Source organism: Arthrobacter sp. CJL-S3 (assembly GCF_056711635.1).
In genome coordinates, this window is record NZ_CM160046.1 from 626,223 (window position 1) to 638,645 (window position 12,423).

12 protein-coding genes and 1 riboswitch are annotated in these 12,423 nt (G+C 68.3%); of the genes, 6 read left to right on the forward strand and 6 right to left on the reverse strand.

The features are described from left to right. Nucleotides 1-64 precede the first annotated feature (64 nt). A complete protein-coding gene (locus AC06G6_RS02965) occupies nt 65-442 on the forward strand; it encodes a glyoxalase superfamily protein (RefSeq protein WP_479826212.1) in 378 nt (125 codons plus the stop codon). A 25-nt stretch (nt 443-467) separates the two neighbouring features. Here the strand turns inward: AC06G6_RS02965 and AC06G6_RS02970 are convergent, their stop codons facing one another. The 3 genes from AC06G6_RS02970 to AC06G6_RS02980 form a co-directional block, all read right to left on the reverse strand. Then, nucleotides 468-1,058, reverse strand: a complete 591-nt coding sequence (locus AC06G6_RS02970; RefSeq protein WP_479826214.1) for an aggregation-promoting factor C-terminal-like domain-containing protein — start codon at nt 1,056-1,058, stop codon at nt 468-470. Nucleotides 1,059-1,237: 179 nt separating this feature from the next. Further along, nucleotides 1,238-1,390: riboswitch (cyclic di-AMP (ydaO/yuaA leader) on the reverse strand. A 156-nt stretch (nt 1,391-1,546) separates the two neighbouring features. Further along, nucleotides 1,547-3,151: a sensor histidine kinase gene (locus tag AC06G6_RS02975; protein WP_479826216.1), complete on the reverse strand. Its 1,605-nt coding sequence runs from the start codon at nt 3,149-3,151 to the stop codon at nt 1,547-1,549. Nucleotides 3,152-3,154: 3 nt separating this feature from the next. Further along, a complete protein-coding gene (locus tag AC06G6_RS02980) occupies nt 3,155-3,895 on the reverse strand; it encodes a response regulator transcription factor (RefSeq protein WP_479826218.1) in 741 nt (246 codons plus the stop codon). A 626-nt stretch (nt 3,896-4,521) separates the two neighbouring features. Between AC06G6_RS02980 and AC06G6_RS02985 the strand changes: the two genes are divergently transcribed. The 5 genes from AC06G6_RS02985 to AC06G6_RS03005 all read left to right on the forward strand — a co-directional run bounded on the left by AC06G6_RS02985 (nt 4,522) and on the right by AC06G6_RS03005 (nt 8,271). Beyond that, on the forward strand, nt 4,522-5,385 hold the full coding sequence (locus AC06G6_RS02985) for a winged helix-turn-helix domain-containing protein (RefSeq protein WP_479826220.1): 864 nt from the start codon (nt 4,522-4,524) through the stop codon (nt 5,383-5,385). 288 nt (nt 5,386-5,673) lie between these two features. After that, nucleotides 5,674-5,877, forward strand: coding sequence for a dodecin family protein (locus AC06G6_RS02990; RefSeq protein ID WP_479826222.1), 204 nt, complete (start codon nt 5,674-5,676; stop codon nt 5,875-5,877). Between the two features lie 55 nt (nt 5,878-5,932). Continuing rightward, the gene (locus AC06G6_RS02995) at nt 5,933-6,460 is read left to right on the forward strand and encodes a SixA phosphatase family protein (protein WP_479826224.1); all 528 of its coding nucleotides are present in this window, start codon (nt 5,933-5,935) and stop codon (nt 6,458-6,460) included. Nucleotides 6,461-6,549: 89 nt separating this feature from the next. Beyond that, entirely contained in the window at nt 6,550-7,143 is a 594-nt protein-coding gene (locus tag AC06G6_RS03000) for a hypothetical protein (RefSeq protein WP_479826226.1), read from the forward strand. 78 nt (nt 7,144-7,221) lie between these two features. After that, nucleotides 7,222-8,271 (forward strand): EamA family transporter, encoded by a 1,050-nt coding sequence (locus AC06G6_RS03005; protein WP_479826228.1) that lies wholly within the window; start codon nt 7,222-7,224, stop codon nt 8,269-8,271. Between the two features lie 608 nt (nt 8,272-8,879). On the opposite strand, the gene AC06G6_RS03010 is transcribed toward AC06G6_RS03005, so the two are convergent. The 3 genes from AC06G6_RS03010 to AC06G6_RS03020 are packed head-to-tail and all read right to left on the reverse strand — an operon-like array spanning nt 8,880 to nt 12,354. Continuing rightward, nucleotides 8,880-9,557 (reverse strand): TetR/AcrR family transcriptional regulator, encoded by a 678-nt coding sequence (locus AC06G6_RS03010; RefSeq protein WP_479826230.1) that lies wholly within the window; start codon nt 9,555-9,557, stop codon nt 8,880-8,882. Next, a complete protein-coding gene (locus tag AC06G6_RS03015; RefSeq protein WP_479826232.1) occupies nt 9,554-11,632 on the reverse strand; it encodes a YhgE/Pip family protein in 2,079 nt (692 codons plus the stop codon). The genes AC06G6_RS03010 and AC06G6_RS03015 overlap by 4 nt, the downstream gene beginning before the upstream one ends. Further along, nucleotides 11,629-12,354 carry an ABC transporter ATP-binding protein gene (locus AC06G6_RS03020; protein WP_479826234.1) on the reverse strand — a complete coding sequence of 242 codons (726 nt, stop codon included), beginning with the start codon at nt 12,352-12,354 and terminating at the stop codon, nt 11,629-11,631. Before AC06G6_RS03020 ends, AC06G6_RS03015 begins: the two co-directional genes overlap by 4 nt. Nucleotides 12,355-12,423: the final 69 nt, after the last annotated feature.

Below are 12,423 nucleotides of genomic sequence, written 5' to 3' on the forward strand. Positions count from 1 at the left end.
CCCTGAGCCTTCGCAAGGGAGCCTGGCCTACCGGAATGCACTGCCCGGTACTAGCCTGAGCCCCATGGATTGGAAACTAGAACTCGTTTTTGTTCCCGTGTCCGATGTGGACCGCGCGAAGGATTTCTACGTCAACAAGGTGGGCTTCAATGCCGACTTCGACGAGCGGCCCACGGACGGCATCCGGTTCGTCCAGCTGACCCCGCCGGGCTCCGGCTGCTCGATCGCCATCGGCGAGGGCCTCTCGGACGCCCCGCCGGGCACCGCCCCCAGCCTGCAGCTCGTGGTCAGCGACATCCAGGCGGCCCACCGGCAGCTCAAGGACCGCGGCGTGGACGTCAGCGACGTCGACGTGCAGGACTGGGGGCATTTTGTTTACTTCGCCGACCCCGACGGCAACAAATGGGCCGTGCAGTACATCCCGAACCGTCCCAACGGCTAGGCAGCTGGCTGCCTCTGCCGAGTGTTTAGTACCAGTTGTTGGCGTAGTGGAAGTTCAGGGCGCCGCACGGTGAGCCGTAACGATCCTGGATGTACTGCAGTCCCCAGTTGATCTGGGTCCGGTAGTTTGTCCGGTAGTCCGCGCCCGCGCTGGCCATCTTCTCGGCCGGCAGCGACTGGACGACGCCGTAGGCCCCGCTGCTCGGGTTCGTGGCGGTCGTCTCCCAGTCCGATTCCTTGGTCCAGAGCTTCATCAGGCACGGCATCTGGCTCTGGGCCCAGCCATAGGAGCCCAGCTGGCCGGCCGCGTACGCCTGGGCGCCGGCAGGATCATCGATGGCAACGGGGGCCGGTGCAGGTGCCGGTGCCGGGGCAGGTTCCGGAGCGGGGGCCGGGGCCGGGGCAGCGGGCGGCGCCGGCGCCGGGGCTTCGGCAGGTGCCACCGCGGCCGGCGGGGCCGGAGCGTCGGTGCGGGTGACGGCCTGGTTTTCGACCCGGACGCGTTCAAAATCAAGGTGCGTCAGCGGATCCGCTGTGGCGGCTGCCTGCGTGGAACTGCCCGCGTCGGCATTGCGGGCGGCCGTCTCGGACGCCTGGCCGGCCGCGCCGGCCCCCACGAGCACCGCGCAGGCGGCGACAACAACGGCCGCCCGGCGGCCGGTCGAGCCGGCGTGGTGGGCAAGCCGGGCCAGGGCTGATGCGGGCTTCAGCCGGCTCGCCGCGGTGACGCGACAGCTTGGAGCTGGTGGAGTTTGCGGTGCCGTCAGGGCGCGTTTGTACCTTGGATTCAGTCATGAATGCCTCTCAACGCCTGCGGAGTTAGCTGTCGGGTTCGGGTGAGGTCACCCGGCCGCACGGAAACTCACGTGTCGGCTTCACCCCAAGGGCGTGCAGAAAATGCCCGGGAACTCTGGGTCCCCCGCCTCTGCCTGTCCAGCGGAATCCGGGAGGCGGCAGAGCTTGGCGTACATCCGGATATGCGGCCCTAGTGATGGCCGCACTCTAAAAACCGTACAGGAGTTGGGAGTCTAAGTCACATTTTGGTAACAGGAATCACGACGGCGGCGGGGCGGCTTGCGCCCTGACCAGCGTCGACATTGATTCGTCAGGCCGTGGGCGGAGCCTCCGGCAGCCGGACGGTGAACTCGGTCCGGCCGGGCATCGAGGTCACACTGACGGTCCCGCCATGGGCCTCGACAATCGACTGCACGATCGACAGTCCCAGCCCGCTGGTTCCCTCGGCGGAAGCGCTCGTCGCGGGGGCAGTGGTAGTAGCGACTCCGGCGGCCGACTCGGCCGACTCGGGCGGCCGCGGCGGGTGCAGCGGACGTCGCGGCAGGGACCCCCTGCCGGTTGCCGGCGTCGTGAGGGCCACCGGATTCTTGCGGGAAGCGTCCGCGCGCGTGAAGCGTGCAAAGACCCGGTCCACGAACCCGGGGGCAATCCCGGGGCCGTTGTCCGTTACGGTCACCACGGCATATCCGTCCGCGGACCGCTTGACCCCGGTCACCACCGTTGTGCCGGGACCCGTGTGTTTGCGCGCGTTGGAGAGCAGGTTCGCCAGCACCTGATGCAGTTGGGTCGCGTCACCGCGGACCACTACAGGCTCTTCCGGGAGCTCCAGGTGCCAGACCCGGTCCGGGGCCATGACCTTCTCGTCGCTGACCGTCTCGATGGCCAGCTGGGTGAGGTCCACCTCGCTGAGCTTGAGCGGCTGGCCCTCATCCAGCCGGGCGAGCAGGAGCAGGTCCTCCACCAGGGTGGTCATGCGTTCGGACTGGCTCTGCACCCGAGCCAGGGACTTCTGGCCGTCAGGGGTGAAGTGTTCGGTCATCCGCATCAGTTCTGTGTAGCCGCGGATGGCGGTCAGGGGGGTGCGCAGTTCATGCGAGGCATCCGCGACGAACTGGCGGACCTTCATCTCGCTCTTCTGCCGGGCCTCCAGTGCATTGGAGACGTTGTCCAGCATCATGTTCAGGGCATGGCCGACACTTCCCACCTCAGTGCCCGGATGCGCTGCGGACGCCGGCACGCGCACGGCAAGTCCCACCTCTCCGGCGTCGAGCGGCAGCCGGGAGACCTGCGTCGCCACCTCAGAGAGCTGATCGAGCGGCTTCATGGTCCTGCGGATCAGCGCCGTCCCGGCCAGCCCGATGACCAGGAGCCCGCCCGTGGACACGAGCACCATGGTCCAGACCATGGTGGCCAGCGTGTTCTGCTTCTCGGCGAGCGGCAGGCCGGTCACGATCACGTCGCCGTCCGGGGTCTTGGCGGCCACGAGCCGGTAGTCCCCGGCGGACAAGGTCCGGTCCACCGGCAGGTTCCACGGGCTAAGCTCCAGGAGCACCTCGTCGTCGTCGTCGGTGAGGGATTCCCGGGTGGCGTCCTCGGAGAGGAACCCGGCGCTGCGGACCGAGTCGTCATCGATTCGCGCGGTCAGGGTGCCGATGGCCTGTCCCCGCGCCTCCAGGGGATCGGAACGGCCGGAGCGGCCAAAGTCGCGGGCGCGGACCGCTGCCTGTTCCAGCTGGGTGTCGAGCTGTTTGGTCAGGAAGAAGTCCATTGAGGCATAGCTGACGACACCGACGGCCCCGCAGATCGCAACCAGCAGGGCCATGGCGACAAGGACGAGCCGGGTGCGCAGGTGCCAGGTGGACGGGTTACGCCAGTTGAGCCCGGAGGGGCGGCTCTTGGCGGGGCGTTCGGGCACGGATCAGTCCGCCGGTTTCAGGACGTAGCCGGCGCCGCGCACCGTGTGGATCATGGGCGGGTGGTTGGCATCAACCTTCTTGCGGAGGTAGGAAATGTAGAGCTCCACGATGTTGGCCTGCCCGCCGAAGTCGTAGTCCCAGACCCGGTCCAGGATCTGGGCCTTGCTGACGACCCGTTTCGGGTTCTCCATGAGGTAGCGCAGCAGCTCGAACTGGGTGGCCGTGAGGTGCAGTTCCTCGCTGGCGCGCCGGACCTCCCTGGTGTCGATGTTCAGGACGAGGTCCCCGACGACGAGTTCGGCGGTGTCCATCGCAGCCACTCCGGACCGCTGGACCAGCCGGTGCAGCCGCAGCAGCACCTCCTCTATGCTGAAGGGCTTGGTCACGTAGTCATCCCCGCCCGCTGCCAGCCCGGTAATGCGGTCCTGGACGGCGTCCTTTGCTGTCAGGAACAGGGCCGGTACCTCCGGCGCGAAGGCGCGGATCCTGCTGAGCAGCTCAACGCCGTCGAAGCCGGGAAGCATCACATCGAGCACTAGCACGTCGGGGCGGAACTCCTTGGCAAGTTTCACCGCTTCGGGGCCGTCAGCGGCGACGGCAACGGACCATCCCGCCATGCGCAGCCCCATGCTCATGAGCTCGGAGAGGCTGGGTTCGTCGTCCACGACCAGGGCGCGGATGGGGGAGCCATCCGGATGGGTGAGCTGGGGGAGATTATTGGTCATGGAGTGCGAAGTGGCCATGGGACAACTCTCCGATCTGCCGGTTAAGTGCGGCTTTGGGGATCCTGTGCGGCGCCTGTGAATCCCAGCCTAGCGAGCCGGACATCCCGGGGACTGCCGGCGGGCCGCGCATTTTTTCTTGGCCGGGGGTGACCACTCTGTGGAACTCTGGACTTCCAATGCTAAGTAGGCGAAGGGTTTTCGCGTTTCGGCTTACAGTGAATGATTCTGGGCATTCGGCGGTCCAGGTCGAATTAAGTGCGGCGATGGGGGTTAAAGCGGCGCCCGTTGACCAGAACGATTGTTATTTTATTGACGGCGGAGAATTGTGATCTGCACTACATTCCCGCGTTCTGTCTCATATCGTGGACTTTCGCGTCCATTGTTACTTGCAAGTTTTCATTGTTACGTTGCACACTTCAATTGTGAACAAGAACTCAACAGCACCTGCAGCCGCAGTTTTTTGGATCAGCGCACCCGCTGGTACCGAGAAGCACTGTTGTCGAATGCACGCCTAACTTTTACACCCCAAAGGTTTCTAGGCATTCGCCCCCAGCCCAGCGTCGGGCGCCCTCCCCAAGTTTTCATAGCGGGATATGTAGCATTCGAGCCGCGATGACGGCCATTCACATTGAGGTAAGCAATCCATGTCAGTTGCATCCGGATACGTCCACATCTCCGTCCGTAACGCCAGCAAGGCCGGCCAGGCCTCCGGTATCCGCCAGGGCTTCGGCGGCCGGGCATCCTTCGCCCCCGCAGGATCCGGCACCAGCTTCCCCGCCCCGGGCTATGCCCCGCAGGGCTACAACCCCAACTCCTACGGACAGCTCCGCGCCGTTCCGCCGGCACCGGCCACGGCCCCGACACCTGTGATTGCTCCGGGCGACGGCAGCGCCGTCCGTCCCGTCCCGAACGACAACGTCGCCCGCGGTTTCGTCCTCTACATGGGGATCGACGAGGAAACCGCCGCGGCGGCCGGGACCTCCATTGCCAAGCTTGCCCAGGAAATCCGGACCTACGCCCAGTCGCTGGTTTCCGGCGCCGAAAGCTACGCTGCCGTCGCCGTCGCCCCGGCCAGCGCCCCGGGCTCCGCGCTCGACGTCGTCCGTTCCACCTTTGGTGACCCCACTGTCGGCGCCCGCCAGCGGTCCGAGACCGCCCGCCTGCAGCAGCCGCAGGACCCGCGTCCTTCCGGAGTGCTGATCGATCTGGCCCGCCGCGAGGTGGCGCTCGACGGCGAATCCCTGAACCTCACGTTCAAGGAGTTCGAACTGCTCAACTACCTCGTCGAGAACGGCACCCGCACCGTGGGCCGCGACGAGCTGCTCGAGGGCCTGTGGCGCAACGCCGAAGAGGTGCCCAACGAGCGGACCATCGACGTGCACATCCGCCGCCTGCGCTCCAAGCTCGGCCGCCTCGCCAACACCGTGCGCACGGTCCGCGGCCAGGGCTACCGTTTCTACGAGCACCCGGAGGTTGTTGTCTGGGCCGCTCCGGAATACTCGATCTAGGTTTCGCCTGCGCAAAGCGCCCGTCCCTGAACCGGGGCGGGCGCTTTGCTGTCTCCGGAAGTGAAGCGGCTTTCCGCCGTGCCTTAGCGTTCGCTGGCTCCCTTGACCTCGCAAGCTCGGACAAGGAATCCGGCCAGCTCTCTTCCTCCTTCGTTCCTCAGTCGGCGATGCGGCACTACGCGGAAAGCCGCTTCGCTTCCGGGGCCCTGCGGCGGCTGTTGGACCCTGTTGTGTTTCGTCCCTTCGGCGTAGTCTCGGACCCGTTGAGCCGACTATTGGGAGGAAGACATGTCTGTTGCACGGATTACTACCCTGAGCGCGAACTCCAAGACCTCGTTTGATGCTGCCATCAAGGAGGGCATCGAACGGGCGAATAGGACCCTGCGCAATGTCACGGGCGCGTGGGTGAAGGAACAGAAGGTTGAAATCAGCGACGGCACGGTCGTGGCCTGGCACGTCGTGCTGGAAGTGACCTTTGTCCTTGACGACTGAGCGGCTGCCGGTGGGATGCGTGCTCCGGGATCAGCCGCCGCATTAGGATTGATCCATGAGCGCGCATCACATCAAACGGCTGGTGATTATGCGGCATGCCAAGTCGGACTGGCCCGGCGGCGTCGCGGACCATGACCGGCCGCTCGAAGAGCGCGGCCACCGCGATGCGCCGCAGGCCGGAAAATGGCTGTTGAAGCATGACGTGGTCCCCGATTTCATCCTCTGCTCCAGCGCCCTGCGCACCCGGCAGACGTGCACGTGGGTGTGCAGCGAACTCGGCGACAAGGCCCCGACGCCGAAACTCGAGGACGGGCTCTACGCGGCCTCGGCGAAGCGGATGCTGACCGTCATCAACCACGTCCCGGACACCGTGACCACCCTCATGGTGATCTCGCACATGCCCGGGGTGCAGGACCTCGCCATGCACCTTGCCTCCCGCGATTCCAATCACGACGCCTACATGGACGCCGCCACACGGTGGCCCACGAGCGCGCTGACCGTCATGGAGACGGAGAAGTCCTGGGACGAACTCGACGGCCAGGACGCGAGGCTCACGCACTTCAAGGTTCCCCGGGGCAAATAGCGCTGGGCAAGGCGCGCCCTGCCCATTTTCCGGATGCATGGTCATGCACGTGATTCTGCGGTTTACTGATGCTGTTTACTCGTGGACTTATGGCGATCGAGAGAAAAGGCGGAATCATCGTGGACTCAGGACAGCTCATAGGGATCATCATCGGCGTCGTTGTGGTGATCGCGATCGTCGTGGTGGTGACCATGCTCAGCCGCAAGCGCAAGGTGGAGGCGGACCGCAACAAGGCGGTTGAAATGCGTGAACAGGCCAGGACCGAAGAGATCGGCGCCAGGGAGCGCGAGGCGCAGGCTGCCCGGGCCGAAGCGGACGCCAAGCAGGCAGAGGTCGAAGCCGAACGACTCAGGGAGGAAGCCAGCGCACGGCAGCAGGAGGCCGAGAAGGTCCGCGCCGGCGCCCAGGAACAGCTGCGGAAGGCTGACGAACTGGACCCCGACGTCGTCACCACCGAACGCGATGCCCAGAGCCGGGACCAGACGCCCCGGGAAACCACCGGCACCGAGGAGCTGCGCCGGGACCGCAGTGACCGGAACCCTTCCACCGCTGGACAGACCGCCACTCCGGGCGGCACCACGGGCGGCAGCCAGGCCCCCGGCAGTCAGGTTCCCCCGGAGACTGCACCCCGCGAACCGGGCCGCACCGACGAGCCCCGCGGTGACAACCCCCGGAACCTCTGACCATTCACAAGCCACTTAATCTCCGGCACACAGGCCGGATCCGGCCCGGCGTCCGGCCGGACCCGGCATAGTGGCAGGGTGAACCCTCGTCATTCCGCCCTGGCCCTGCTCGTCGCTGTCCTGTGGGGCGTCAACTTCGTCGCGATCGACCTTGGCCTGCACCCGGACGGAGCGGAGATGCCGCCGCTGCTGTTCGTGGCCATGCGGTTTACCCTGGTGGTCCTTCCCTGCATCTTCTTCATCCGCAAGCCCGAGGTGAGCTGGAAGGCGATCATCGGCGTCGGGCTGTTCATGAGCGCCGGACAGTTCGGCCTCCTGTACCTGGCCATGGCGCTGGGCATGCCCGCGGGCCTGGCCTCGCTGGTCCTGCAGGCGCAGGTGCTGCTGACCGTGCTTCTGGCCGCCGGTTTCCTCGGCGAACGGCCGAGCCGGCGGCAGTTCGCCGGTGTGGTGCTGGGCGTGGCCGGCCTCGCCGTGGTGGCCGTCGGCCGCAGCCTCGTCGCCCCGGTGCTGCCGCTGATGATCGTGCTCGCCGCGGCGCTGTCCTGGGCCGCCGGCAACATCGTGGCCCGCAAGGCGAAGGCGGCATCCGGACTGGGACTCGTGGTGTGGTCAGGGGCTGTGGTGCCGCTGCCCCTGCTGGGGCTGTCCCTGCTGGTGGACGGGCCCGCGGCGGTGTCGACCGCCCTGCTGGACGTCCAGCCCGTCACCCTGGTGAGCGCCCTCTACACGGCCGTCTTCGGTTCCCTGGTGGGCTACGGCATCTGGAACAGGCTGCTGGGGCTGTACCCGTCCTCCGCGGTGGTGCCGTTCACCTTGCTGGTTCCGGTGGTCGGGATGACGACGGCGTGGCTCGTTCTGGGCGAGGTGCCGACTCCGGCCGAGGTAACCGGCGGGCTTCTGCTGCTCGCCGGCGTGGCGACAGCGGTGCTGCGTCCGTGGAAGTTCCGGCGGCGGGATTCGCGTCCGCGCGCTCAGCGGCGGGGCGAGGTCCTCGCCGGGGGCCGCCCGGAGGATGCGGCAGGGGACTTGGCGGGGGACTTGGCTGCGGCGGTCCCCCCGGCGGAGGACGCCGGCCTCTTGAGGCCGGAGGATGCCGCCCGCGGGGCAGGAACCCGGGCCGACTGAGGCTTGGCGGTCTGCGCCTTCGTTCCGGCCGCGGACCTGGGCGCCGGACGCGGCGTGGCGGTCCGGGACGGTGCGGTCCTGGACGGCGCGGTCCGGGACGGTGCGCGCCGGGCGGGCGCCGGCCGGGATGCCGGACCCCTCGCGCCCGACGCCGGTCGCCGCCGGGGCGCATGTCCAACGCCGCGCGGACGCCGGCCCCGGCCCGGCAGGACGGACCCGGCCACCAGCAGCAGCAGCGTGGCGGCGCCGGCCGCGGCGGCGAGGTAAAAGTAAAGGTCCGGGTGCTCGGAATCCACCGGGGTGGACATCGCGTCCGGATCGGCGTTGAAGGCCAGCCCCCACTGCCGCAGGAACGCGATGCTGAAGGCAATAAACAGGATGCTCCCGATCCCGCTGGCGGCCAGGGTCCGGTGCCGGCGGCGGATAATCACCTCGGAGACGCAGGCGATGTAGGCTGCAGCGCAGGCCGCCAGGAACCACAGGAACACCGTTTCGTGCAGGGTGATGCCGGCCAGCGCCAACAGCGCCAGCGCGGCGAAAAACGCGGCAATGGCAATCTTGGTGTTGTTACCCATGTGGCCCATGTGGTTAATCATCCCCGAGAGGGACTACTTCCTGACGTAGCCGCGCATGGACGCCATGATCGCGGTGACACTCTGCTCGCGGGTCCGCTCCGGGTTGTAGGTCTGCCGGTCCAGGCCCACGACAAAGCAGGCGCCGAAGATGGCCGTCTCCAGGCTGCCCCGGGACACCGCCGGATCCACCGGGTAGGCGGCGGCCACCGCATCGATCGCCGCGCGGACCACGGTGAGCAGCCGTTCCCGGAGCTCGGTGAAGGTGTCCTGCCACTCGCTGGGGGTCCGCCAGTTCTCGCTGACCCACAGCCGGGCAAAGGACGGGTACTCGTCCATGAAGTCCATGGCCTGGCCGATCATCTCGTCCATTGCCGCCAGCGGGTCGGCCGAATCGTCCCGGACGCTCAGCAGGCGGGCCAGGAGGATATCCACCCCGTGGCGCAGCAGCTGGGCGATCAGGTCCGACTTGCTGCCGAAGTTGTAGTAGACGGTGCCCTTGGAGACCCCGGCCGCCGCCGCGATCTCATCGACGGTCACCCCGGCCACTCCGCGTTCGCCAATCAGGTCCATCGAGGCCTCGAACAGCTTCTGCCTGGTCGCATTGGTGCGGGCCGGCCGGAGCTTCTTCGCGGTCCCCGTGCCGTCCGCGGGACCCGGCGGCGCCGCCGCGCCGCCGGAAGACGCCGTGCTGCTGTCCGTGCGGCTGCTCATACGGTGATCTCCGGTTTCAGGGTCTTCAGGGTCCAGTACTTGTGCTTCCGGACAGCCAGGGTGGACAGGGCTGTCCCCAGCAAAGTGTAGCCAAGCAGCCCCAGCATCGTGGGCAGGATGACGGCCAGGTCAGCGCCGTAGATCAGGTGCCGCATGCCGTTGACGACGTACCCCATCGGCAGCAGCTGGTGCACCACGTGGAGCGGCTGGGGCGTGGTCTGCCAGGGGAAGGTGCCCCCCGAGGAGACCAGCTGCAGCACCAGCAGGATGAGCACCACGAGCTTGCCGGGGGAGCCGAGCAGCGCCACGACGCCCTGGATGATCGCGCTGAACGCCATCGCGGCAGCCAGCATCAGGAACCACATCAGCCAGGGGTGGGCGGGGCTGAGGCCCAGCCCCACATCGACCACAAGGGTCAGCAGGCTCGCCTGGACAGCCGAGACCGCCAGGAAGGGAAGCCAGCCGCCGACGGCGATTTTCCACGCCGGGGCGTTCGACGCAAGAGCCCGCTGGGTGACCGGCCGCATCGCCTGGATCAGCATAAAGACGCCGATCCACAGGGCCAGGGTGAGGAAGAACGGTGCGAGGCCCGCGCCGTAGGAGCCGGCCTTGGCCTGCGAGACGTTGCTGACGGCGACCGGATCGGCCATCACCTTGGCGAGGCTGTCCTTCTGGCTGTCGTTGGGGTGGGGGACCTGGCCGGCGCCCCCGGCGAGTTCGGCCGCAAGGGTCCCGGCGCCGTCGGAGGCCGTGGCCGCCCCGCTTTCCAGCTGCGCCGCGCCGCCGTCGAGCTTTTCCGCGCCCTCGGCGAGCTTCGCGGCACCGTCCAGGGCGCCCTGCTGCCCGGCGGCGAGGGTGGCGGCGCCGGCGGCCAGTTGGTCCGCCCCGGTGGACGCCTGGGTGATGGCGCCGCCGAGCGCGGGAGTGGCCGCCGCCAGCTTCTCCGCCCCCGCACTGACGGCAGCGGACCCGTCCGCGAGCTGCTGGATTTGCGCTGCCGCGGCCGTGAGCGTCGCCGCGGGCCCCGCGGATGCCGGCGGCCCCGCGGATGCCGGCGGGGCCGGGTGGGCATCGAAGTCCGCGAGGATCGTCTCCGCCTGGGCCGGGCTGAGGACCCCCGCGGCGACGAGCCGGCTGTTGGACGCGGCCACCCGGCTGCGCTCTGCCTGGGCGGCTGCCTGGGCGGCTGCTTTTTCGGAGGCGGCCAGCTGGCCGGCCAGGCCCTGGACCTTGGTCCCGAGCGCGGCGTTGCCGGCCGCCACCCGGGCGGCGCCGTCCGCGAGGGCCCGGGAATCGGCGGGCAGCGTGGCGGTCTTGTCCTCGAGCTGGGACAGTCCGCCGCTGAGCTGGGCTGCCCCCGTGCTGAGGGTGGTGGCGCCGTCCCGGAGCTTGAGCTGGCCGGCTTGGAGCTCGGCGGTGCCGGTCTTGAGTTCGCCCGTGCCCCGGTGGAGGGCGACGGCCCCGTCGTGCAGGCCGGCGACGCCGCCGGCGAGCTGTCCGGCGCCGTCGGAGGCCTTGAGCATCTGGGAGTGGATGGTCCCGAAGCCGGTGAGGAGCTGGTTGGCGGTTTCCTCCCCGACCTCGGTGGCCACCGTGGTGTGCACGGCGGTGGTGAGCTTGTCCACTATGGTGCTCAGCAGGTAGTTGTTCGCGTCGTTGGTGGTGACGTTGAGCATGGCCTGGTTGGCGGCGTCGAAGCTGCCGGGGGAGACCAGGTTCGCCGAGAAGTCCCGGGGGATCTTTAGGGCAAAGGCGTACTTGCCGCTGCTCACACCGAGGTCCGCCTCCTCCGGCCCGGCGACGGTCTGCCAGTTGAAGACGCGCCCGTCCGTGAGGCTCTCGGCGACCTTCCGGCCGGCCTCGAGCCGGGTGCCGTCGGCCGACGTGGCACCGGTGTCCTCCACGACCAGGGCCGCATCGATCTGGTTCAGGTTTCCGTAGGGATCCCAGTTGGCGTAGAGGTAGACGGCGCCATAGAGCAGTGGCACCATGGTCAGCGCCAGGATGGTGAGTTTCGGCAGCAGGCCGCCGGTCATGCGCTTGAGTTCGGAGCGGGCCAGCCGCAGCACAGTCACCGTGCGTCCTCCAGTTCGAGGGTGCCGGACAGTTCGAGCGTGCCGGATGCGGCAGCGACGTCCAGGGAAGGGGCCCCGGCGGCAGCGGTACCCGCATTGCCGATCGCGGCGGCCGGACCGGTCCAGCTGCCGGGGACGCGCATGACGGTGGCGACGACGGCGAGCGGGCGTCCGGCGTCGTAGGCCAGCTCCTCCAGCCGCGGCAGCCACTCCTCCGGATCTCCGTGGCGGTCCGGGGAGTCCACCACGAGCAGATCGGTGTGCGGGTTCGCCAGCGCCAGGGCCGTGAGCAGCCCGATCCTTCGGGCCGGAGGCAGCTGCTCGGTCCACAGCCCGGCGATGTCCTCGAAGCGGTTGACCTTCAGCCAGGACTTGCTGAGCAGTGACCCGCGGTAACGGCGCGGCACCAGGGCCAGGTCCTCCGTGACGAGGTCGCGCACGCTGAGGTGCTGCTCGGGTTCGTTCACCCCGGGGGAGTCCACCACGGCGCTCGCCTGCCGCAGGGTCCTGATCCGGGCGCCGCCGTCCCACTCCGCGCCGTCCCAGTCGAAGTGGCCGCCGGAGGGCTTGAGCCGTCCGGTCAAGGCCAGGGCCAGGGCGGTGCGCTGGTCCTGGCGGGGGCCGGAAACCAGCAGGAGTTCGCCGCGCCGGACCTGAAGGGACGTGGCCGGCAGCAGCACGTCCCGTCTGCCGTTCACGGAGAGTTGTTGCACGCGGAGCAAGGGGAGCCTTTCGCAGAAGAATGTCTACGCCAAGGCTAACTAAACTGACCGGTCAGTTCAAATAAGAGG